General features: G+C 45.0%; 17 protein-coding genes. 7 read left to right on the forward strand and 10 right to left on the reverse strand.

Going from position 1 to position 20,664, the window contains the following annotated elements:
• Nucleotide 1: 1 nt before the first annotated feature.
• Together R2S67_RS12995 and R2S67_RS13000 are read right to left on the reverse strand one after the other, a co-directional pair.
• Nucleotides 2-928: a metal ABC transporter solute-binding protein, Zn/Mn family gene (locus R2S67_RS12995; RefSeq protein WP_317344947.1), complete on the reverse strand. Its 927-nt coding sequence runs from the start codon at nt 926-928 to the stop codon at nt 2-4.
• Nucleotides 918-2,060, reverse strand: a complete 1,143-nt coding sequence (locus R2S67_RS13000; RefSeq protein ID WP_317344948.1) for a hypothetical protein — start codon at nt 2,058-2,060, stop codon at nt 918-920. Before R2S67_RS13000 ends, R2S67_RS12995 begins: the two co-directional genes overlap by 11 nt.
• 207 nt (nt 2,061-2,267) lie before the next feature.
• On the opposite strand from R2S67_RS13000, the gene R2S67_RS13005 reads away from it, so the two are divergent.
• Nucleotides 2,268-2,939 (forward strand): cupin domain-containing protein, encoded by a 672-nt coding sequence (locus tag R2S67_RS13005; RefSeq protein WP_317344949.1) that lies wholly within the window; start codon nt 2,268-2,270, stop codon nt 2,937-2,939.
• Nucleotides 2,940-3,012: 73 nt separating this feature from the next.
• Here R2S67_RS13005 and R2S67_RS13010 read toward each other — a convergent pair whose 3' ends face one another.
• Nucleotides 3,013-3,252, reverse strand: a complete 240-nt coding sequence (locus R2S67_RS13010) for a YdcH family protein (RefSeq protein ID WP_005392770.1) — start codon at nt 3,250-3,252, stop codon at nt 3,013-3,015.
• A gap of 232 nt (nt 3,253-3,484) precedes the next feature.
• Between R2S67_RS13010 and R2S67_RS13015 the strand changes: the two genes are divergently transcribed.
• A complete protein-coding gene (locus R2S67_RS13015; protein ID WP_317344951.1) occupies nt 3,485-4,522 on the forward strand; it encodes a DUF4382 domain-containing protein in 1,038 nt (345 codons plus the stop codon).
• Nucleotides 4,523-4,636: 114 nt separating this feature from the next.
• Here R2S67_RS13015 and R2S67_RS13020 read toward each other — a convergent pair whose 3' ends face one another.
• Complete coding sequence (locus R2S67_RS13020) at nt 4,637-5,506, reverse strand: GyrI-like domain-containing protein (RefSeq protein WP_203343479.1); 870 nt, start codon at nt 5,504-5,506, stop codon at nt 4,637-4,639.
• A gap of 124 nt (nt 5,507-5,630) precedes the next feature.
• Between R2S67_RS13020 and R2S67_RS13025 the strand changes: the two genes are divergently transcribed.
• Together R2S67_RS13025 and R2S67_RS13030 are read left to right on the forward strand one after the other, a co-directional pair.
• Complete coding sequence (locus R2S67_RS13025; RefSeq protein WP_182018749.1) at nt 5,631-6,779, forward strand: PLP-dependent aminotransferase family protein; 1,149 nt, start codon at nt 5,631-5,633, stop codon at nt 6,777-6,779.
• 412 nt (nt 6,780-7,191) lie between these two features.
• Nucleotides 7,192-8,220 carry a hypothetical protein gene (locus R2S67_RS13030; RefSeq protein ID WP_025592802.1) on the forward strand — a complete coding sequence of 343 codons (1,029 nt, stop codon included), beginning with the start codon at nt 7,192-7,194 and terminating at the stop codon, nt 8,218-8,220.
• A 103-nt stretch (nt 8,221-8,323) separates the two neighbouring features.
• Here the strand turns inward: R2S67_RS13030 and R2S67_RS13035 are convergent, their stop codons facing one another.
• Entirely contained in the window at nt 8,324-8,653 is a 330-nt protein-coding gene (locus tag R2S67_RS13035; protein WP_005392758.1) for a DUF4156 domain-containing protein, read from the reverse strand.
• Between the two features lie 195 nt (nt 8,654-8,848).
• Here R2S67_RS13035 and R2S67_RS13040 point away from each other — a divergent pair, with 195 nt between their 5' ends.
• Entirely contained in the window at nt 8,849-9,559 is a 711-nt protein-coding gene (locus R2S67_RS13040) for a lipoyl protein ligase domain-containing protein (RefSeq protein WP_317344953.1), read from the forward strand.
• A gap of 62 nt (nt 9,560-9,621) precedes the next feature.
• On the opposite strand, the gene R2S67_RS13045 is transcribed toward R2S67_RS13040, so the two are convergent.
• From R2S67_RS13045 to R2S67_RS13055, 3 genes are read right to left on the reverse strand one after another with little or no spacing between them, the layout of a single operon-like run.
• Complete coding sequence (locus R2S67_RS13045) at nt 9,622-10,659, reverse strand: HlyD family secretion protein (protein WP_237284870.1); 1,038 nt, start codon at nt 10,657-10,659, stop codon at nt 9,622-9,624.
• A gap of 1 nt (nt 10,660) precedes the next feature.
• A complete protein-coding gene (locus R2S67_RS13050) occupies nt 10,661-11,977 on the reverse strand; it encodes a glycosyltransferase family 2 protein (protein WP_182018753.1) in 1,317 nt (438 codons plus the stop codon).
• Nucleotides 11,964-13,319: a diguanylate cyclase domain-containing protein gene (locus R2S67_RS13055; protein ID WP_317344954.1), complete on the reverse strand. Its 1,356-nt coding sequence runs from the start codon at nt 13,317-13,319 to the stop codon at nt 11,964-11,966. The genes R2S67_RS13050 and R2S67_RS13055 overlap by 14 nt, the downstream gene beginning before the upstream one ends.
• Before the next feature lie 718 nt (nt 13,320-14,037).
• On the opposite strand from R2S67_RS13055, the gene R2S67_RS13060 reads away from it, so the two are divergent.
• On the forward strand, nt 14,038-15,606 hold the full coding sequence (locus tag R2S67_RS13060; protein WP_317344955.1) for a DEAD/DEAH box helicase: 1,569 nt from the start codon (nt 14,038-14,040) through the stop codon (nt 15,604-15,606).
• 105 nt (nt 15,607-15,711) lie between these two features.
• Here R2S67_RS13060 and R2S67_RS13065 read toward each other — a convergent pair whose 3' ends face one another.
• Nucleotides 15,712-18,570: an MGH1-like glycoside hydrolase domain-containing protein gene (locus R2S67_RS13065; protein WP_317344956.1), complete on the reverse strand. Its 2,859-nt coding sequence runs from the start codon at nt 18,568-18,570 to the stop codon at nt 15,712-15,714.
• Nucleotides 18,571-18,790: 220 nt separating this feature from the next.
• Between R2S67_RS13065 and R2S67_RS13070 the strand changes: the two genes are divergently transcribed.
• A complete protein-coding gene (locus tag R2S67_RS13070) occupies nt 18,791-19,702 on the forward strand; it encodes a LysR family transcriptional regulator (RefSeq protein ID WP_317344957.1) in 912 nt (303 codons plus the stop codon).
• On the opposite strand, the gene R2S67_RS13075 is transcribed toward R2S67_RS13070, so the two are convergent.
• Nucleotides 19,655-20,590, reverse strand: coding sequence for a LysR family transcriptional regulator (locus tag R2S67_RS13075; protein WP_317344958.1), 936 nt, complete (start codon nt 20,588-20,590; stop codon nt 19,655-19,657). The genes R2S67_RS13070 and R2S67_RS13075 overlap by 48 nt on opposite strands.
• Between the last annotated feature and the right edge of the window lie 74 nt (nt 20,591-20,664).

A 20,664-nucleotide genomic window follows, 5' to 3' on the forward strand; every position in this document is an offset into this window, starting at 1 on the left:
ATTAAAATTTCACTGAACTGGGTGATACCAACATGGCGAGCAGATCAGTAATCACTTCATCATAGAGCTCATCTAAACTTTGCTGTTTTGAGACCGTCAAAGGTAGCTGCGCTAAAGGCTTATCCGTTTGTTGCTGTAACCACATAGCCGGACGTTGATCTTGATGAGATGAAAACACAATAGCGTCAAACTGTTTGGCATCCAATTGAGTTAAAGATTGTAGATGTGAGGTCGTTGGCGATATCCCCGGTTTCGGTTCAAGATCCGCGACTTGAACCATACCTAGCCAATCAAACAAGTATCGGTAGGTGGAGTGATATCCAACGACCCGTTTCCCCTGTAATGGTTGAGCTTTTTGTTCCCATTCATTGAGCTTTTTTTGCCACTGCGCGCGAAACTTCATACCATTAACTTGGTAACTTTGCGCGTTGTCGGGATCAATCGCTTTTAAGCGCTCCGTTACTTTACGAGATAATGGAATCATGTCATTTGCCGCAAATTGAACATGTGGGTTTCCGTGCGCATGAATGTCCCCCATGCTGCGGTCAACATGATCATGAGAGTCCAACATACGCACGAAATCGGTTGCATAAATCATGCTTTGAGCACCATTTTGAACGGCACTATTGCCACTTCGATTTTGAAGCATCGGCAACCAACCTACCTCCAACTCAGCGCCAGAGCACATCGCCATGTCAGCTTGGCGCATCTTGGCAATCAAAGACGGACGAGCTTGAACATAATGCGGATCTTGCTTAGCCGTGGTTGCTGAGTAAATGGTGGCGTTTGGGGCATGACTTTCAAGAAAAGCTTTCCATTCAGGCTCACAAACGAAAATGTTGAGAGCCAAAGCAGGCGAAGAGATGATGGCAGATCCCGCCGCCATCATCACTAAACTGCATTTACTTATCGCAAGTTTAGAACGCATGTGCACCGTGCGCTCCAAATGTCATTACGTATTGCAGAGTAAACACGTTGTCTGTTTCGCTGTCTTGGTTATCAATGCGAGTGAATTGCGCACGGATCGTACCGAAATGAGAAGAATCCCATGCGATCATCGCATCCATCTCTTTATCATTCAGTGCTGTGAAATGCATGTGATCGCCGTGTGCGTGGCCATCATAGCTTTCTGCTTCGCCGTAACGTAGGCCTGCAGACCAACTTGGGTTGAAGCGGTAAACGCCCGAAACATAGTATGCGCTTAGGTTGTCTGGTGACTCTGTATCGTTCTTATATTTACTGTCTACCACACCGTCTAGCAGCATGTATTCAGCCGATAGCGTGAAGTTGCTGTATTTGTAATTACCATCTGTTGCCCACTTCCACACAAAATCTGCGCCGTATAGGTTCGCACCCGTTACAGCCGCAGCGTGGCTGTGGTCATGTTCTTCTTCGTGACCATGACCATGGTCGTGATCTTCGAATTCTTTAACTTTACCATTTTCGTTACGCAGGTAACTTAAACCAAACTGCCAACTTGAAGATTCAGAGAAATCATTACCAAGCTTCATCGTTGTCGTGTAAACACCAACTTTAGAGCCATCTTCAACAGAAGACATCTTGTTGCCGCTTAATGCTTCTACACCAAACTTCACGTAAAGATCGGTTGGCAGAACGATGTTTGCGCGTACACCGTCATCATAGTAATGCGAACCAAGGAAAGTACGGTAAGCAATTGGGCGTTCAACGAAACTGTCAGTGTGCATGTGTTGATTGTTGAGGTAACCGAAGTCAGATAGGAATCGACCTGCGCGCACGTTTACACCGTATGGCAATGCCAAAGTTTCGATGAATGCTTCTTCAAGCTCTAATTCTGTCTCATCGCCATGACTTTCAAGAACAGCGGTCAACGCACCGTGAAACTTATCGTCAATATTTGATGATAAGTTCAATTCCGTATGGCCTAGGCCAAAGCCTTCTTCGCGCTCAGAATTATGACGTTGACCATCTTGGTAGTAGCCATCAACAACAACACCAATCTGTGGGTTCGATAATGTATCGGCAAAAACAGGGGACGCAAAAATGCTACCGATCGCGAGAGAAACCAATTTCTTATTCACTACTTCTTTCCTTTTGTTATGTTATAACATTTAATTTTGCGATGTTATAATATAACAATTATCATTACACAAGCAGAAATTTAACTCGGTTCCGACTGCTAGCTCGTATTCAATCCCTGATTTTGACTATCAACAAGTGAATCAATTGATGTTTTTTATACGTATACTATTGAGAGTCAATCATTAGATAAGTAACGGAATTTCAGTATGTTGAATATGGATTTCTCGAAAAGAATCGTGATAGAAACAGGTGAACAGGAGTGGATCGCCAGCCCTTCCAAAGGCGTGTGGCGTAAACCTTTGGAAAGAGAAGCCAAAGAATCAGGGCACACCACCAGCGTAGTGAAGTATGAGCCAAACTCGCACTTTTCGACTCATCCTCATCCTCACGGAGAAGAAATATTAGTGCTCGAAGGAGTGTTCTCTGACGAACATGGTGACTACCCTGCTGGAACCTACTTGCGTAACCCTCCTGGAAGTCAACATGCGCCCTATAGCAAAGAAGGCTGTGTGATTTTAGTTAAACTAAATCAATTCAATTCTGATGATCTTGAAACAGTTCGCATCAACACGAACGAAGCGAATTGGTTACCTGGCATCGGTGGGCTGAAAGTCATGCCATTGCATGATTTTGAGCATGAACATGTCGCATTGGTTAAATGGCTGAAAGGCGAGAAGTTTCAAGCACACCGTCACTTTGGTGGTGAAGAAATTTTTGTGTTATCGGGGGAATTTAAAGACGAGCTAGGAACCTATCCTCCCTACTCTTGGATACGCAGTCCACATATGAGTGAGCACTTTCCTTTTGTAGAGCAAGAAACGGTCATTTGGGTAAAAACAGGCCACCTGCCACTCCAAGCTCCTGCTCAGCAATTCTAATGTTGGAATACTTGGCATCGTCCCTTGAAACTAAAATCGGCTCGTAGATTACGAGCCGATGATCATTGCGTCGCTAAGAGCCCATAATTCTCGAGTGGAGCCAATCTTTGAGCTCAGCTCGATTATGTTTTAACACGTTCATTTCGTGATCATCAATCGGGCTTCCTTGCAGTTCTAGTACGCGGATTTCCTTATCTAAAGCATTGTAGTTTTTAACGGTTTCAGCAAATGATGCATCGTTTTCGGCAAGCTGAGTAATGGTATCCAAATGTTCTGGGAATTCATGAGTTAATGAGTGATTTTCACCTAACATAGAGACCTCTTGGCTAGAGTTATTGATGTATATCTCCGCTCATTTTTTGAGCGACACATTCTTAACCATAGCACTTCATTGAGCACAATATCGTCGATTTGAGCACACTTTTACTGAACGTCTTAATGATGGTTCGTCACTGTTTTCGACCCGGTAACTCCGCTCGTTGTTATTCTGTATTTTGTCAATAATAAGCTACATTTAATACACTTCTCATAAAAAGGTACATCTAATGAACAGCATGAAAATTGGCCTAATCAGTGCATCAATAGCCGTTGCACTTATTGGCTGTAATTCAGACAGTGACTCTGTCAGTACAATGACTCCTGTTACTTTGTCTGTATCAGATGCCCCTATTGATGACGTATCAGAAGTGGTGATCACATATAACAAAGTTGCATTTCTTCCTCTGGATGGTGGCACACCACAAGTATTCGATGTGTATAAAACAGACGAAGAAGGCAATTTGGTCGACGAAGATGGTAACCCCCTTCCCGATGGTGAAGATCCACTCCCACTAAGTGTTAACTTACTCAACTTCCAAGGCAGTGACGCGCAAGAATTGGTGGATGATGAACTGATACCAACTGGTAATTATAAACTCTGCGTGTTTGCTAATGATGGCGATCATCCAAACTACCCATCGTATGTGATTGACGAAGCGACAGGAAATCAAATCCCACTGACCGTCAAAGGTGATGGTGCTTGCCCACAAGGTGTCGGAAAGGATCCTGACTCTGGAGTACTGTTCTTTAACAACACCTTTGCAGTCAACCCTGACAATAATGAGTTCGTAGTTGAATTTGATCTGCGCCGTGGCTTAAAAGACGGAACAGGCCAAAACGAAGGCTACAGCATTCAACGCACCTCCGTCACTTTAATTAACACGGTTACAACGGGGGAGATTCAGGGTGATGTCGCAACATTGACCTATCAAAGCTGCGAAACGGATACCCCAAGTGCAAATGGATATTCGCACGCGGTCTACTTATATCAAGGAAATATCGCCGAAGAAAACATGGGGCCATTTGCCGGCGCAGAAGGCCAAGCAATGCCAATCGCAGCAGCGAACGTGGTTCAAGACGTTGATGATGCAAATTACGAGTACGAATTCGGTTTTGTAGAACCTGGTACTTACTCGGTCGGTTATACCTGTACGGCAAATGACGATTCTGAAGAAGGTATTGTCGCTGGCGAAACTTTCAGCATTTATCAATCAACTAGCGGACTTAACGTATCCGTTGGTACTGATACAGACGCAAACTTTTAAGATCCCCTAGAAATGGCAGAGTCAGCACAAGCTCTGCCTTTTCTTCATGGCGTTCTTGGTCAGCTCTTTGCTCACCACAAATCGACTCACAAGATAATACGTTCGTTTTCATCCTTAGAAGAAGCTAATGGGCAGATAGAAATCCAGCTCAAACGCCTCATCATGGCTGAGAAAGTGATTTTTATGATAATGGACATAAGCGGGCGTAGAACGCTGTTTAAAGCCAGAGTTAGGCAACCACTTCTCTAATACCATACTCAGTTGAGGAAGAAGCTCACCATATACTCCCGTTAAGCGAAAGACGGCATGTAAACCGCCTGGGATGGTCATTTGATTCACGACGCCGCGCACTTTGAGCGGCGTATCAATTGCCATACAAGCCACATAACGACACTTGTCGAGTTCAACCCAAGCAGGATTGGAGTGATGCAAGCCGTATTGAACCGAAAAGTCCCGATTCTCAGAACTTGCCCACGCTTTCAAAATCAGCCACGCGTTGCGAATGGAACGGCTATAACCCTCATGCCGTACATACGCCGCAAAGCGTTGTGGAACCTCCATAATTTTAGGTTCTGGCAACTCGCGTTTAGCAACACGATGATAACCCGCTGCTACTTCCGGATCCTTCAAATACGGTTTTTCTGCGACTTGTAAATCATGCTTTCTCCACGCACCAGGTGACATAGCGAACGTTGCTTTAAACGCTCGGCTAAAAGAAGATACTGAGCTAAATCCGCACTTGTTAGCAATGTCTAACACCGATGAGCTGGTATCAAACATCAGTTGATTGGCGGCGTATTCCATTCTTGTGCGGCGGATATATTGATGGACAGATTCCCCTACCACATTTTTAAAAATACGATGGAAGTGTTGTTCAGAATAGGCTGCTACATCTGCTAGCTCTTTAGCCGATAACTCTCTGCTAATGTCCTGATGAATGTAAAACAACACGTCATTGATTCTGGAAACTTGTTGATGGCTCACGGAGTAAACTTTCGCTCAAATAGCATAAATAGACATGTTTAACAGCATAAATGGACACACCAAGCTTGGCAATTTACCTATACTATTTCTGACATAAAAAAGACAATTACGAGAAGCACAGCACATGGAAATAGCACAGTCATTACAACAAACTAAGTCATCCTACATTCGAGAGATCCTCGCAGCAGCGAGTGATAAGAACGTCATTTCTCTTGCGGGTGGCTTACCGGACGAAAAAACCTTCCCGATCGACTTAATGAAACCGACGCTCGAAAACCTCGCGAACATGCCAGAGGTGTTTCAATACGGCGCAACAGCAGGCTACGCACCGCTACTTAACTTTTTGACCGATTATTACCAGCTACCAGAATCTCATTTGGCGATGATCACAACGGGTTCTCAGCAAGGGCTAGATTTGATTGCGCGTGCGTACGTGAATCCGGGCGATAAAGTGGTGATGGAAGCACCAAGCTACCTTGGTGCTATGCAAGTATTCGGTTTAGTGCAAGCCAACATCGTGACCGTTTCGCAAACCGAGTGTGGCCCAAACCTTGAAGAACTCGAGCAATGCTTTGCCACGCAGCAACCAAAAATGTTCTACGCCGTACCTGATTTTCACAACCCAACGGGCGTATGCTGGGCGCTAGAGACTCGCCAAAAAGTTGCCGAACTTTGTATCCAATACGACGTTGCATTCATTGAAGACGCACCATACCGCGAGCTGCGTTTTTCTGGTGAAGCACTGCCACTGGTTTCGGATTTCTGCCCGCAGCACTCCATCGTATTGCGTTCATTCTCCAAAATCGCCTCACCAGGCTTGCGTATTGGTGTGGTAACGGGCAAACGCAGTTACCTTGAGCCACTCATCAAAATCAAACAAGGTGCCGATCTGCACTCTAGTATTCCTATGCAAGCTTTGCTGCATGGTCTACTGCAACATGACAACTTCGAAACGCACATTTCAACCATCTGTGCGCTTTACAAATCGCGTTACGATGTCATGTTTACTGAGCTGCAAAAACAGCTGCCAGAAAGTTGCGTACTCAAACCTGTCGATGGTGGCATGTTTGTCTGGGTAGAAATTCCAGAATGCGACACATTCGAACTTGCGAAGACCCTTCTCGCAAACTGGGTTGCTGTGGTGCCAAGCCCGGTATTTTATCCGGAAGGTTCAAAGGTAAAAGCCGCTCTGCGTCTTAACTTTACCAATGCCACACCAGAAGAACTGACGACTGCTGTCACTCGACTTGCGGATGTACTTAACGCATTGTAATTGAGCGCATGCGTTAGAATCTGCCTTTGAGATTCGAAAAAGTCTCAAAGGCAGCATCAAAAAAGTTCCCCAAAAAATTTTATATTTTTCTCTCAAATCAACTCTCTACAGTAAGTGCCTGTTTTCTCTTGATCCTCTCACTCATATAAAAATGAGAACCTAATCACGTATTTGATGGTTAGAAAAGTTACGTCTATCTTTCAAACAAAAGACATCAACTTCGCAGCATTAATGTTCTCAATTTCAGACACTTTACTCAGTCGTGGCTTAGCGATTGAGAAAACGACTAGAAAGCATCTGCGGGCATACCCACTACGAAGGATTGACCAGAACCATTCTGAATGTCGCGAGCCAATCTTTTGATTGGCAATTACGTCAGTGAATCGCACCAAATGACAGAGGGGTTATCAGGATGAACACTCGAACCACGACAGGACTCGTCGCCACTGGCTGGTCCGTTATCTTTTCACTTTTTACCGCATTCGCCGCGTATGCGAATACGTCTCCAAACTGTAGTGATGTTTTAGCGGGCAACACAACTGCCGTATCGCAAAAAATGATGGTTTTACTGGGCGAAGACATCACTAAATCCAACCGCATCACCACGGTGATTCCAGCCAAAAACAATCCATTTGTGACCGAAGCACTGGTCTCGGTTTCCAACGACGTGTCACCCAATGGACGTTTGCCACAAAAGACATTGGAAGAGATCAGAAAAGTACGCTCAGATTTGGAAAAAGCCGCACTGGAAGTGAGCCGATTACAAGGCACTTTTGAAGTCGCATTTGTTAGCTTGATTGATGGTTACTGCCAGTTCTCGAACCACGAACTTACTCAGCATGCCAAAATCGACTTTGACCATTTGGAAGGTCTCACGTTGTATTCAATCCCCGCTTTGCTAGCAATGGTGGATCAATCTTACGCCATGGCAGAAAATAGAATTGCTAGCGAGCAGGAACAGTTAAGCAACATTGAGAAAGAACAACAGAGACAGAAACAGCAAGCCAGTGCTGCCGCAGCAGCGCGTTACCAAGACGGTAACGTGTTGGTGAAAGTCGAGAATTTTGATGGCTCTAATGTGACGTTTTCCGTGACTAACGTCGGTTCACAAGGTTCATTACAGCCAAACTTCAACACGTTTAATGCCTATCGCACCGAAAGCGGAGAGCTAGTGTATAAATCGGAGTCTTTGTTGAACTTAGCAGATACTGCGGGTAATACGCTTGAAACCATGGGAATCGCAGAGCTCTCATCACGAGGGGGAAACAACTTGTCAATCTCTCCGGGTGAAACCCGAAAATTCGTCACCAGTATCGCGTCAGAAGTCGCACCACACGCACAGTTAAGCTTAGAGTTCCCGGCCAAAGTATTAAATACCGAACAAGACTTCACGCTGTCATTTTCTGACACGACGGCTGTGGCTACAGCGAACGTAAATTAACTGAAAAGTGCTCATCACAACGCGCACAGACGTAAACTTGTTGTTTGGCAGCAAACTCAAAGACAGGCACATTTCGCCTGTCTTTGCTTTCGGAAAAGTAAAATTATGGCTGTTTGCACTTATAAGCATTGGCAAACATAGTAACCGATGTGGAGAAGTCCAACGGCTCATATAAATACAATGTATCTGCGCCCAAATCTGCCGCTTTGATGCGCATTTGGTTTAACGTACCCCAAACCATGTCTTTATCTGCGTGCAGCCAATAATCATAAAAGTGCCCTTCCGAGCCAATTACCGTTCCCATTAGCTCGCAGTTTTCAATCGCATTCACGTTGTCCCAAAGCACTTGGACTTGCTCAGATTCTTGGGTCGGGAACGTCACACATCCCGTCAATGATGCCGCTAACGCAAGACACATCACTCGCTTTTTCATAGTCATATCGCCTAAAAATTATTTAGATGGCGGATTTTATGAATTGCTTATGTGATGACCAACAAAATATTTCTATCGCCCCTTTAAATAGAAATAATGGAAGCGAAGAAAACTCTAAAGGCAGCGTATACCGCTAGTAATCACATGGCATCTAAGATAAAACAGTAGCGATAATATACGGATGAGGGATAGAGTTTGGTTTCTAAAAATAAGCTAATTCGCTATACGGCTACGGAAGTCGCTGATGCATTTGAAAAAGAAGATGAGCTCATTAAACAAGTTCAGTCCAACCAACTCTCGCAAGTGCTATTACTTTGGCAAGTAAAAAGCCCGACGCTCGTGCTTCCCGCGGGTAAGAAATGGCCAGTGTCTAATGAGTTAGAACATGCGTTAAATGCGTCTGGCTGGAAACTCTTTTCTCGTAAAACTGGCGGTGCCCCCGTCCCTCAAGTACCGGGTATTATTAATCTATCCCACATCTATCACTGGCCAGACGGTGAGCCTTACGACATCAAGAAAGCGTATCTCGATTTGTGTGCGATTTTGACAGTTTTCTTTGAGCAACTGGGCGTGAAAGTAGATGTCCATGCTACGCCTTATTCGTACTGTGACGGCGAGTACAACCTCAATATTGGTGGTCAAAAAGTTGTGGGAACCGCGCAGCGCGTTTTATTGAAAAAAGGCGGTGGACAAGTGGTGTTATCACAAGCATGCATTCTGATTGATGCCGACGTTGAAAAGATTGTCGCACCGGTAAAATTGTGTAATCAACTGTGCGGTCACAACGATGATATTCGTGGTGATGTCCACACACCGCTCTTCAATCATATATCCGACCGCCCCTCGATAGATTCACTCTTTCAGCAACTGACTAGCGCGTTTTTAATGCATGCTAAAGGCCACTAAAGGCGCGTTAACAACCAAAATAAAAGGAGCTTTTCGCTCCTTTCCTACTCAATCAACCAACGTTAAAAGCGAACTTCCACTTCGACCCCTTCAATCCATCGACTTTTTTCCAACGGCTCATCAAAGCTCAGTGTGACTTTTAAATAGGCTGGCTGCCCTTCAAATGGGCTTTGAAGTTCTGAAGGCAATTTGTTCACAACCTCAACCGGCTTCGATACCGTCGCATTAAACTTTCGACCATCAGGAAATACGACTTTTGCTTTGGTTTCCATATTGCTGTATTCGAGGTATTTAGGATTTAGAAAAGCCGTAATTTCAGGTGTCACGTTGCGAGCAATCGTGAGCAATGGCGTATTTTCCGATACATTTTGCCCCTCATGCACATGAATATCGAGTACACGACCGTTCATAGGAGAACGGAAGGTGAGATCTTCTTGTTGAGCACGCTTTACTACCAGCTCACGCATTAAAGAACGATACTCTTGTGTCACTGGACCAGCCAACTCTAACTCTTCCAAGTTACGCATCGCATCCACATAAGCAATTTTCTGACTGCTTAACTGATTACTCAGTGAGTTATTCACACTCACAATAGCCGCGTAATCCACCTCAGACACTTGCCCTTTCTTTCTGTAAAGGTCGTATTTTTTCTGAATATCACGAACCTTCTTCAAGCCTTCGGCTGAGCTTTCAATAGCACTTTTGTATAGCTCATCAGTACTTTGCACCTGATTTTTAGACAGTTTCACCAGCTCATCTTTAATGAAATCAATCTCTTTGTTCAACGCATTATCTTTTAACAACAGCAGCGCTTGATCCTGAGTCACTTCCGTACCGACATTCACAGGCACTGGCCCAACAATGGCAGAGCGAGTTGCCGTCACCGTAAGTGGATGTGACGTGATAACGGCAGGCGCCGTCACTAACACTTGCGTTCTAAACAAGTAATAAGCCATAAACAAAAGCGGACTGATTACAATCGCTAAAATCAAGTACCAACGGAGACGATAACCGCCACGCTTTGCCTGTCCGTAGACGACTTTCATCCCGTTCTCAGACTGCGGCTTGTTTTTCTTATCTAAGTGAAAGTTAACTTTCATACTAAAACTTTTTACCTCGCTTCAATACCCACCAAGGTGCCATACTCGATTCTTCATGACTTCTCCTCACAACTTCATTAACCATTGAGAAAGCGGTAATCAGACGCATGAAAAACTGGTAGACAGGGTAAAGAAATAACCATTTCGCTGACTTCAAATCCTCTGTTTTTCTCTCTGATACAAGCCCAATGTAGACAACAAAAATCAGAGCAGATAAGAAGAGGTAGACAAAATAGAGCATTAGCATCAACGCCAATACAAATTTAATTGGATAGACAATCACCATGTACACGCTAAATATCACCACAAGCAGCGGCAATAAAACGTTTTGAATCACGCCATAAGCCAAAGTGAATAAAAAGTTCCCCCAACCAAGTAGCCGTGGAGACAACCCTTCATTGTGTTTACGCAAAAACAAAAACAATAAATCGCCATCCCAACGCAGCCGCTGCAATACCAAACCTTTCAACGTATCTGGCACATCAGTATGGCCGATGGAGTGCGTCGAAAAGGCCAACTTATTATCAGGATAACGACGTTTGTATTGCTTCAAGCGCATGGTTAAGTCGAGATCTTCTGCGGTATGCGTATCCCAGCCCCCCACTTGCTTAAGCAGGTTCTTACGAAACGCTCCGAAGGCGCCAGAAATGTTATTGAGCACTCCCCATGTCGCCATCCCCGTTTTACCGGCTTGCATCGACAGCATGTACTCCAAGGATTGCATTTTGGTCAACAAGTTGGCGTTATGGTTGCGAACTCTTAACGCACCACCGCTCGCAATCACATTTTTATCCGCAAACTGTTTCATCATGGTGAAGACCATGTCGTTATCGAATGACGTATCTCCATCCACGTTAATGACGATTTCCCCACTAGCCATTGATAAGCCGGCATTCAGTGTTGAAACCCGACCTCCTCGTTGCCATTTTGGCAACACGCGCACTTTACGATTACGAACGCCTGCATGCCTTTTCTCACCATTTAACGCGGCTTGATAGGTATCTTGGTTTTGTACCGCCCCATCAACCACAGCAAGTACTTCAATATGACCTGGGTAAACTTGCTCAACTAACGTATCGATAGTGATCCCAATCGCATCACCTTCACCATAACAAGTAATAACGAAACTCACTGAAGGGAACTGTTTTAATTCTGGATCTTCTTGCGCATATGACCAACGAAATATCCCTGTTAGCACCAGCAAATATAGAGGTAGCTCGATAATGATCATGACGGGAAACAGCAATAGCCATAACTCTTCGTTGTGAAGTAGCATACCTCGAAGATAGTCGAGCAGAACGAGACTATCTTGCAGCATAAATCTCACCCATCAGCGATTCCATCCAAACAGAAACACCGTCTTCGATGATCGGATCGGGCAGGTCCCAAGCAAAGACATCCAACTCAAACTCTTCGTCTTCAACAAGCTCACCCAGATCCGATAATTTTTGCTGTAAAATGGACAGGCTCGCGTTGGTCGTATTTGGCATTAGGACAAGCAACACATCCTGTTTGTACTGACAACAGATATCGGTATCTCTAAACAAGCCGCTAAGACGACGCGTCAGTTGATCCATCAATGAGAACAATTTTGCATCGCCATATTGCTTACCGTATTCATCGATCGTCGGTAAATGCAGTCCAAGTAGAAGGTGCTGTTCTTTGTGTCTCAGCGCGACTTTATTTAACCATGCAAGCAAATTTTGGAAAAAGCTGACTTCCACTTTGCCTTTGATCGAGAGTTCAGGAGCTTGAATGGACTTACCGTGTTGGAAAATGTATTCACCCACTTCACCAAGTCGATATTGGTAAATTTTACGGACAACAAGCTCTTCGACTTTGATCTTTGAGTCACAACTTAAACATTGACTGATCGTCGCCGCTTCAACAAATAAACTGGAGCAACTATTACAAACGTGGTTTTCAAGCGGGCGATCATAATCAACACCGATATGGCGCAGCTGGGTCAAACATTTAGGGCACTCAAGCTTTCCACGGCGCTGAAAGCTGTGTTGTTCACCAACATGGCCACAAGTGAAACAGTGCAAAGAGCTTTGAGAGTCGATATCGATGCTGCTGCAATCCGGGCACACCTCTACATAATTCAAGTGTCCGCTGTTGCAATGGGAACAAACACGAATTCTATCGAGCAGTACTTCCGCTTCTAATACTCCGCGACCTTGCTCTGAGAGCACGTATCGATAAGTCGAATAAATATCAGGAAACAACATATCAATGATTGGGTACGAATAAACCGACATAGACTCTAAGCTTTTTAAAGCAGTCACTCTTCGCTGACGATTGACCCCAAGCCAACCAATCAAAGGGTCTAACACTTCCGGTTCATCAATGGCATCGAGCTTATTTTGAATAGATCGCCAAATTTTTATTGATTCTCTAACTTCAAATACACCGTCGGTAACGCATCGAGAATAAGGGGTTTCCACGGAGACATAAACCGCCCAAGACCAACGCCCTTTCTGCTGATAAAACGCTTTCAGAGCAGTATCTATTTGGTGTGGATCTTGATAAGCAATACACACCATGCCACCGAGTCCCGTTGCCACCTCATCAATATGATTAACCAAAACCATATCTTCAGCTAACTCACTGACAGGCTGTTCACCAACCCAGTAGAAATTGTTATTTATTGACGACATTTTATTAGTTCTCACAACCACAAAATTAATTCATAACATCAGAAATATAGAACTTGCAGTAACAAAGCACTCTAGGTAGACAAGCCTTGCCACCGTTAAATACAACAATAGAACAAATATTTAGAGAGCTTTAACTCAGGCAGTAAAAGCAGAAAGATCTCTGAATAAAGTGTGAAGGAGGCCGTGAGTAGAGAAATCGGATAGCAAAGCGCATAGTACAACCTTTTGTTAGCAAGCTGGGATAATAGTGCGATTTGATGATGAATGAGATCCTTGCATTCACATCAAGCTCATTGTTTTATATCAGTCGATTCCTTTCTGCTCAGCATTTAACCATACCGACATGTATCAAATCTGAGACTTGGTAATACTTTACTAACTAATTCCCATTAAAATTGAGTGGCAAAACACTGAATAACATTCAATCATTCTGATTATTTATCAAACAAGTATTTTTAAGCCGTTTGAGTGATTAATAATCACCATTTGTCTCGCTGTTTTTTCCGAAAGAACACGTAACACATTCAAACTACAGAATGAATCTACGTCACTTTTCTATGCTCTTTTTTGTTCAAAAAAGAAATGAGATCCAGTTCAAATATTTATCCATAACAGAATTAGTTGAAGCCAGCGCGTAAAAGCCTCAGAATGTCGCACTTTTCGTACCGATTTGTTTTCGGCGCGTTGTTATCTAACTCTACAATTGAGAATCATACATATGGGTTTTACCTCGTTAGGTCTATCTGCTCCAATCCTTAAAGCTATTCAAGAGAAAGGCTACGACACCCCTTCGCCAATTCAGGCAAAAGCAATTCCTGCTATTTTGGAAGGGAAAGACGTAATGGCAGCAGCGCAGACTGGTACAGGTAAAACTGCAGGCTTTACGCTACCGATTCTTGAGCGTTTATCGAATGGCCCTCGCGTTCGTGCTAACCAAGTTCGTGCACTTATCCTGACGCCAACGCGTGAACTTGCGGCTCAGGTGCAAGAAAACGTGTTTATGTACGGCCGTCATCTTCCACTAAGCAGTGCGGTTGTTTTTGGTGGTGTGAAGATCAACCCGCAAATGCTGCGTCTTCGCAAAGGTGCGGATGTGTTGGTTGCGACACCAGGCCGCCTGATGGATTTGTACAACCAAAATGCAGTGAAGTTCGACCAACTAGAAGTTTTGGTACTGGATGAAGCAGACCGCATGTTGGATATGGGCTTTATCCGTGACATTCGTAAGATCCTAGCTCTGCTACCAAAACAACGTCAGAACCTACTTTTCTCGGCGACTTTCTCGGATGAAATCCGCGACCTTGCGAAAGGCTTGGTGAACAACCCGGTTGAGATTTCCGTTAACCCGGCAAACTCGACAGCGAGAACGGTTGAGCAAAGCATCTACCCAGCAGACGTGAAGAAGAAAGCTCCGATGTTGGTTAAATTGATCAAAGACGGCGATTGGAAGCAAGTGCTGGTGTTTACGAAAACGAAACACGGAGCAAACCGTCTGGCGAAGTTCCTGATCGAACAAAATCTACCTGCTGCTGCCATCCACGGTAACAAGAGCCAAGGCGCGCGTACCAAAGCACTGGCGGATTTTAAATCGGGTGAAATTCGTGTGTTGGTCGCGACGGACATTGCTGCGCGCGGTATCGATATTCCTCAATTACCGCAAGTGGTGAACTTTGAGCTACCTAAAGTGGCAGAAGACTACGTTCACCGTATTGGTCGTACTGGCCGCGCGGGCGAAGTAGGTAAAGCGATTTCACTGGTGTGTGCGCTAGAAGCATCTGAGCTGTTTGCGATTGAACGTTTGATTCAAGAAGTGCTACCACGTAAAGAGTTGGAAGGTTTTGCGCCAACCAATATAGTGCCAGAATCTAAACTGGATACTCGACCAATCAAACCAAAAAAACCTAAGAAGCCGAAAAAACCAAAAGCGCCAAATGCTGCGGGTGAAAACGCTCCAGCAACCGAAAAGAAAGCAGGCAATGGTGCAAACAAACCTAAACGTCGCTTCAACGGTGGTAACAACGGCAACAAAAACAGCACCAATCAAGGTGGTGCGGGCAAGCCTAAAGGCAACCGTGAAGGCCAAGGTCGTACAAACAGTAAACCAGATGACCGTAAACCTAACGGCAACAAGCCAAATGGCAATAAACCGAATGGAAATAAACCAAACGGTAATAAGAGTGGCAACGCTGGTAAACCGTCTGGTAACCGCAAGCCAAACAATGCTAAGCCTGCAGGAAACAAACCATCAGGTCAACGCCGTAAGCCTCGTCCGCAAGCTGCAAACTAACCTGTAAACGGCCCCCGATAGCAAATACAACAAAGCCGCTGATAATCTCAGCGGCTTTGTCTTTCTTAGAACACCGTTTTTAGAACACAGCTTTGTTAAAACAGCCTACATTAAAGGTGTGATTCGAATATCTGCGATTTGCGCTTCGTTCTTTTCACCCTCAATACCACCAGCGTAGATGTAGGTTTCATTCGATGTGAGGTAACTCATATTGAAGTGGTCCTTCAGCACGATCTGATAGGTTTTCCCCTGCTCCAACGCTACTTCAATTGGCGTTGAGTAACGCATACCTTGGTTTTCACCAATATGGCCCATCTGCAAGTAACCTTGGCCAACCACTTTACCTGCATCATCCAATACCTCTAACAATTTCACGGTGTTCGTGATGCCGGTATTAAGTTGTCCTAGGTTATTGTTGTACCAAGCATCGAACTGGTAAGTGCCCGTTACAGGAGCTGTAAACGACTCTGCACCTTTTACGATGCCACTGTCTTTGCTCACTTTGAGTGGCTGATATTCGCCATCAAGTTTGATGCGGATCTCTTCACCGACACAAACCGGTTGGCTTGGGTTAGAACGGAAGCCTTTATCGTTAATGCTTTCAGCCAAATAACAAGCAAAACCAGTTGGCGTATCGGAATAAGATTGAGCAATCACGTTCTTTTGAATCAGCTCGCCATTGCGATACAAGTTCACGTTGTACTTGCTCGTCACATCAATCGAAACCGAATTATCAACGCTTTTTACTACCAGTTTTGGCTCTTGCGGAGAATAAACGCGACTGTCTTCACTCGCATACGGTTTCACCCCAGAAACTAAAGTAATGCTGCTATCTACATTCACAAGCGCGCCCAGTGTCACGTGGAAATGCCCCTCTTCATCCATCGTGACATTTTCAACTGGGTAGTAACCTGTTTCATCTTTACTTGCTTCAGGCAAGTCAATCGTTACCGAGTAGTTCTTTCCTTTGAAAACAAAGTTTTCCAACGTGATTTGTTCAGACTGAGCCAACAAGTTATTGCGCACCCAACTTGTGATAAATGGCTTCACTTCCAACTTACCTGTTTCGGTATGGATGCCGAATAGGGTCTCTACCACCATGTTCAAGTAGCCACCCACAGACCAAAGCTGACGCTGAGAGTTAATCACTGGGCCATCCAAGCTCGGATCTTCGCCATGATCACTATGGATGATGAATGACTTACCAGAAAGCCACTCTAAGTTTTCCATGTTGGATAAATTGGTTGCCGTACCACGAACCAACGATTGAATGGCATTGTTCGCCGCTGCCACGTTTTGTGTTTGATGCGCGGCGCGCAAACTGTACGCGGTAACAAATGGCCAAATTGCGCGGTTATGGTACACAGGCACGTCCGGTTGTTGAGGGAAGTAAACCGGCACGCCAAACTCACTGTGTGGGTAATTGGCCATGATTTGTTTCGCCTGCGCATCACTTGCCACGCCACTGATGATCGCAAGTGCTTCGCCCAACATGTCGTATTTGTCGACCGCGATGTCTTTACCATTATCAAACAAATAGCTTACGTACATACCGCGTTCGGCATTCCAAAACTGCTCGTTGATAGCGGTTTTTAACTGCTCAGCCCACTCGGTGTATTTGACCGCGTTGGTTGAATCGTACTTCTCTGCCAACTTAGCCGCGAGCTGAATCGCGCGGTAGTGAACCACGTTTGTCGATAACGCTTTGCTGCTACCAATCGCATTGACATCGTTTGGCGTCCACGTTGAATACGTTTGCTCACGCCAATCGAGGAATGATTGCTCACCAGTGTATAAACCAGATTTCGCATCAAAAGCCGCCAGGCGATCGGCTTCAAGTGTATTACTGATAGCTTTATATGCGCGCTCAGCAAACTGGTTGTACTCTTCTCCATCCAATGCCGAAAGTAAGCGTTCTGCACCAAGCGCCCAAGTCGTGCGGTCGGTACTGATTGGCCAGCTGCCGCCAGTGCCCGTGTCTTGCACAATCTGCTCGCCATCATATTGCTGATCAGTCGTATCGCGGAAAGCAGACAATTTAAAGTTAAGACCATTTTGCACGCGAGTTGGATTCATCAATGCAAGCGAAAGGTCTGCTGCGTACGCCAAATCACGCGTCCACACGTAATGCCACTTCGTGCCCGTCTCAAAAACTTCCGCTTTGATTGGGTTGTTGTAGTTGTAATTGCCGTCTTTGATTTCAGAAACAGCAAGCTGGTCTAGCTCTTTCATCGTCAACGCAAACAACGCGTCAAACGCGACATCACCCGATACCACTCGCGGCCCTGTTTGTTCATTAATCACTAAGCCTTGGTCGAGCGCATCACGCAATTCTGTCGTCGTTGAAATACCAAATTCACGCAGCTCAGCTTTAGGATCTTTCACCGAGAAAATCACGGTATCACTCGAGTCATCGTAATTGGCGAACAGTTTCACTTCTTTACTCTGATGCCCTTCATGCACCATTGCAGGGTCGAGAATCGCATCAGAGTAGTATTTTTCCGCTTCTTCTTGCGTTGCTTTCGTCACAGTCATTGTCGCGCGACTTTCATCGGCAAAGCTCACAGAAAACTTGTAATACCCTTTGTCTTCAAACGTGATCTCAGAGTTGCAATCATCGTTCATACACGCTTCATTTGTGTCTGGTTTTGGCAGGTACTCCTGAGCTTTATCGAACGCCGCGGGCTCCTCAAAATAGGTGTATTGGATCTGCCAACCCGGATCAGCAATCTTGAACTGATTGCTACCTCGAGCGACGCGCAGTACGGTTTCGTACTCGTTATTACCCAAATAGTTTAGCTTGGCATGCTCTGCCGTGCCCCAATCCCCATTTAAACCACGTAAATATAAGTCGGCTGAAATAATTGGTTTGTCGACCTGCACAGGCGCATCAGAGGAATCTGACCCACACCCAGCAAGACCAATACAAGACGCGACAGCAAGCGCAATAAAACTCGGTTTCATGTTCATCCCTTAGATTGTTGTTTTAGCGACAGTCTAAAGAACACCCTGTTGAGGGGAAAATAGGAAGTCAGGAGCGAGCTATAGATAACATCTATACGTCAAACCCCAACAGTGATGTAGATCTATGAAATGCGCATAATTTCAATCAAATGAGATTACAGATTTGTGATTTATAAATGAAATTGTGCAAAATACCCCTCGTTCTTAGAGGGGAAAGAAAATGGACAAATCTCTGCAGCAATTTTTACTGGTTGCACGCTGCCAAAGCATCAGCGCTGCGGCAAGAATGGCAGGGTTAAGCCAGCCAACGGTAACAAGCAATTTAAAGAAGCTGGAAGAGAATCTCGGCGTGACGCTGTTTGAACGTCACCCTAATGGCATGGTGTTGACCGAATACGGGCGCATCCTCTATCGCCATAGCAACGCGATGCAGCATGAATACAACCAAATGATGCAAAGCATTGATGAACGGAAACAGTACAAAGTCGGAAAAATTAAAATGGGTACTGGCGATGCGTGGTGGCCGCTGTTCGTCAAACAAGCACTCAATGAACATCTGACCAAGCAGCCATCGGCATCTACGCACGTCGAATTTGGTAACCACTTAGGCTTGATGGATTCATTAATCAACGAACAGATTGAATTCTTCATCGGCCACGAGATTGTCGGCTTGTCGTCTAAATGCGATGTTACGTTTATTCCTTTATTTCAAACGGTTGATGCCTATTTTGTTTCCCCAAACCATCCACTGCTAGGGAAAACCGTCACCGAAGAGATGCTGCACGAATACCCCGCTCTTTCAGTCACTTATGACGCTAAGAAATTCGCTCACGTCATCGATAACCCAATCCCGAAACAAAATGAACGCGAAAGGCAGCAACTGGATGACAGACCGGCTTACGAAGTGGATTCTCTGCTCGCCAGTATTGATGTACTGAAAGAAAGCGTCGCGGTGATGTCTTATACCGGCCACCTGAAACCGTATTTGGAATCCTTTGGCTTACGATGCTTAACCATGGAAAACGAACCAAACCCTGGCACCGTCGGGATTTATCGCCACCGCCGAGAAACCTCTGAATCGCATCTAGATCTGATTGCTGGTATCACTCAGCGCGCTAAATTGCTCAACTAGAAAGTCCAAAAACAGGCGAACTCTTTTCGGTTGATATTGGCGGCTTTGATAAATGACATGCAGATCCGCTTCTTCGCCTTGCGAAAAGGCGCTGAAGTTTTTCATATACCCATCCAAAACCGTTACTAAACGTTGTTGTTTTAGGTCTTGCTGAATATCTAAAATCGATTTCAACGCAATCCCCGCACCGTCCAACGCCCATTGTCGAATCACTTCACCATCATCAGAAAAGCGCTTTGGCGTGACCGTGATCGTTTGGTGAGACTCTTCATCTTTAAAGTGCCAGGTTTTTAATTCTTCATTGCTGCGCACCATGGCTAAGCAGCGATGATCCGCGAGATCTTGAGGACAGTTTGGGATACCTTGCTTCAACAAATAATCAGGTGACGCGCACAGTACGCGTTGACTCGATGCCAGCTTGCGCGAAATGAGATTGCTGTCCGCTAACTCGCCGTAACGAATCACTAAATCGAGCCCCGATTCAGCCAAGTTCGACAAATTGTCATTAAGATAAAGATAAGGCGTCACATCCGGATATTGCTCAGAAAAAGCCGACACCATCGGCGAAATAATTTGTTTGCCAATATCTCGTGGAGCTGAAATTTTCAACGTTCCGCGCACTTGCGAAATACCCGTTTGCAGTAAGTTTTCCGTCTCTTTCACGCTATCAATGATGTTCAAACAAGCTTGATGGTACATTGCCCCTGCGTCCGTGAGTGATACATGGCGTGTGCTTCGGTTGAGCAGCTTTACGCCATAGCGTTCTTCTATCGCTTGCAACCTTGCCGTTACCGTCGCCGGAGATAAACCTAACTCCCTTCCCGCCGCCGCCAGACCTTGATGTTTAACGATGCTGACAAACAACGTCATATCCGAAAACTTATCCATCTTCGCACCCTTATTATTTGGAAAAACTGAATAATCAATTCAGATATTACCCAATTATCAAATTAAGTCGAACC

Source organism: Vibrio sp. T13N, from assembly GCF_032970445.1.
Taxonomy (GTDB): Bacteria; Pseudomonadota; Gammaproteobacteria; order Enterobacterales; family Vibrionaceae; genus Vibrio; species Vibrio diabolicus.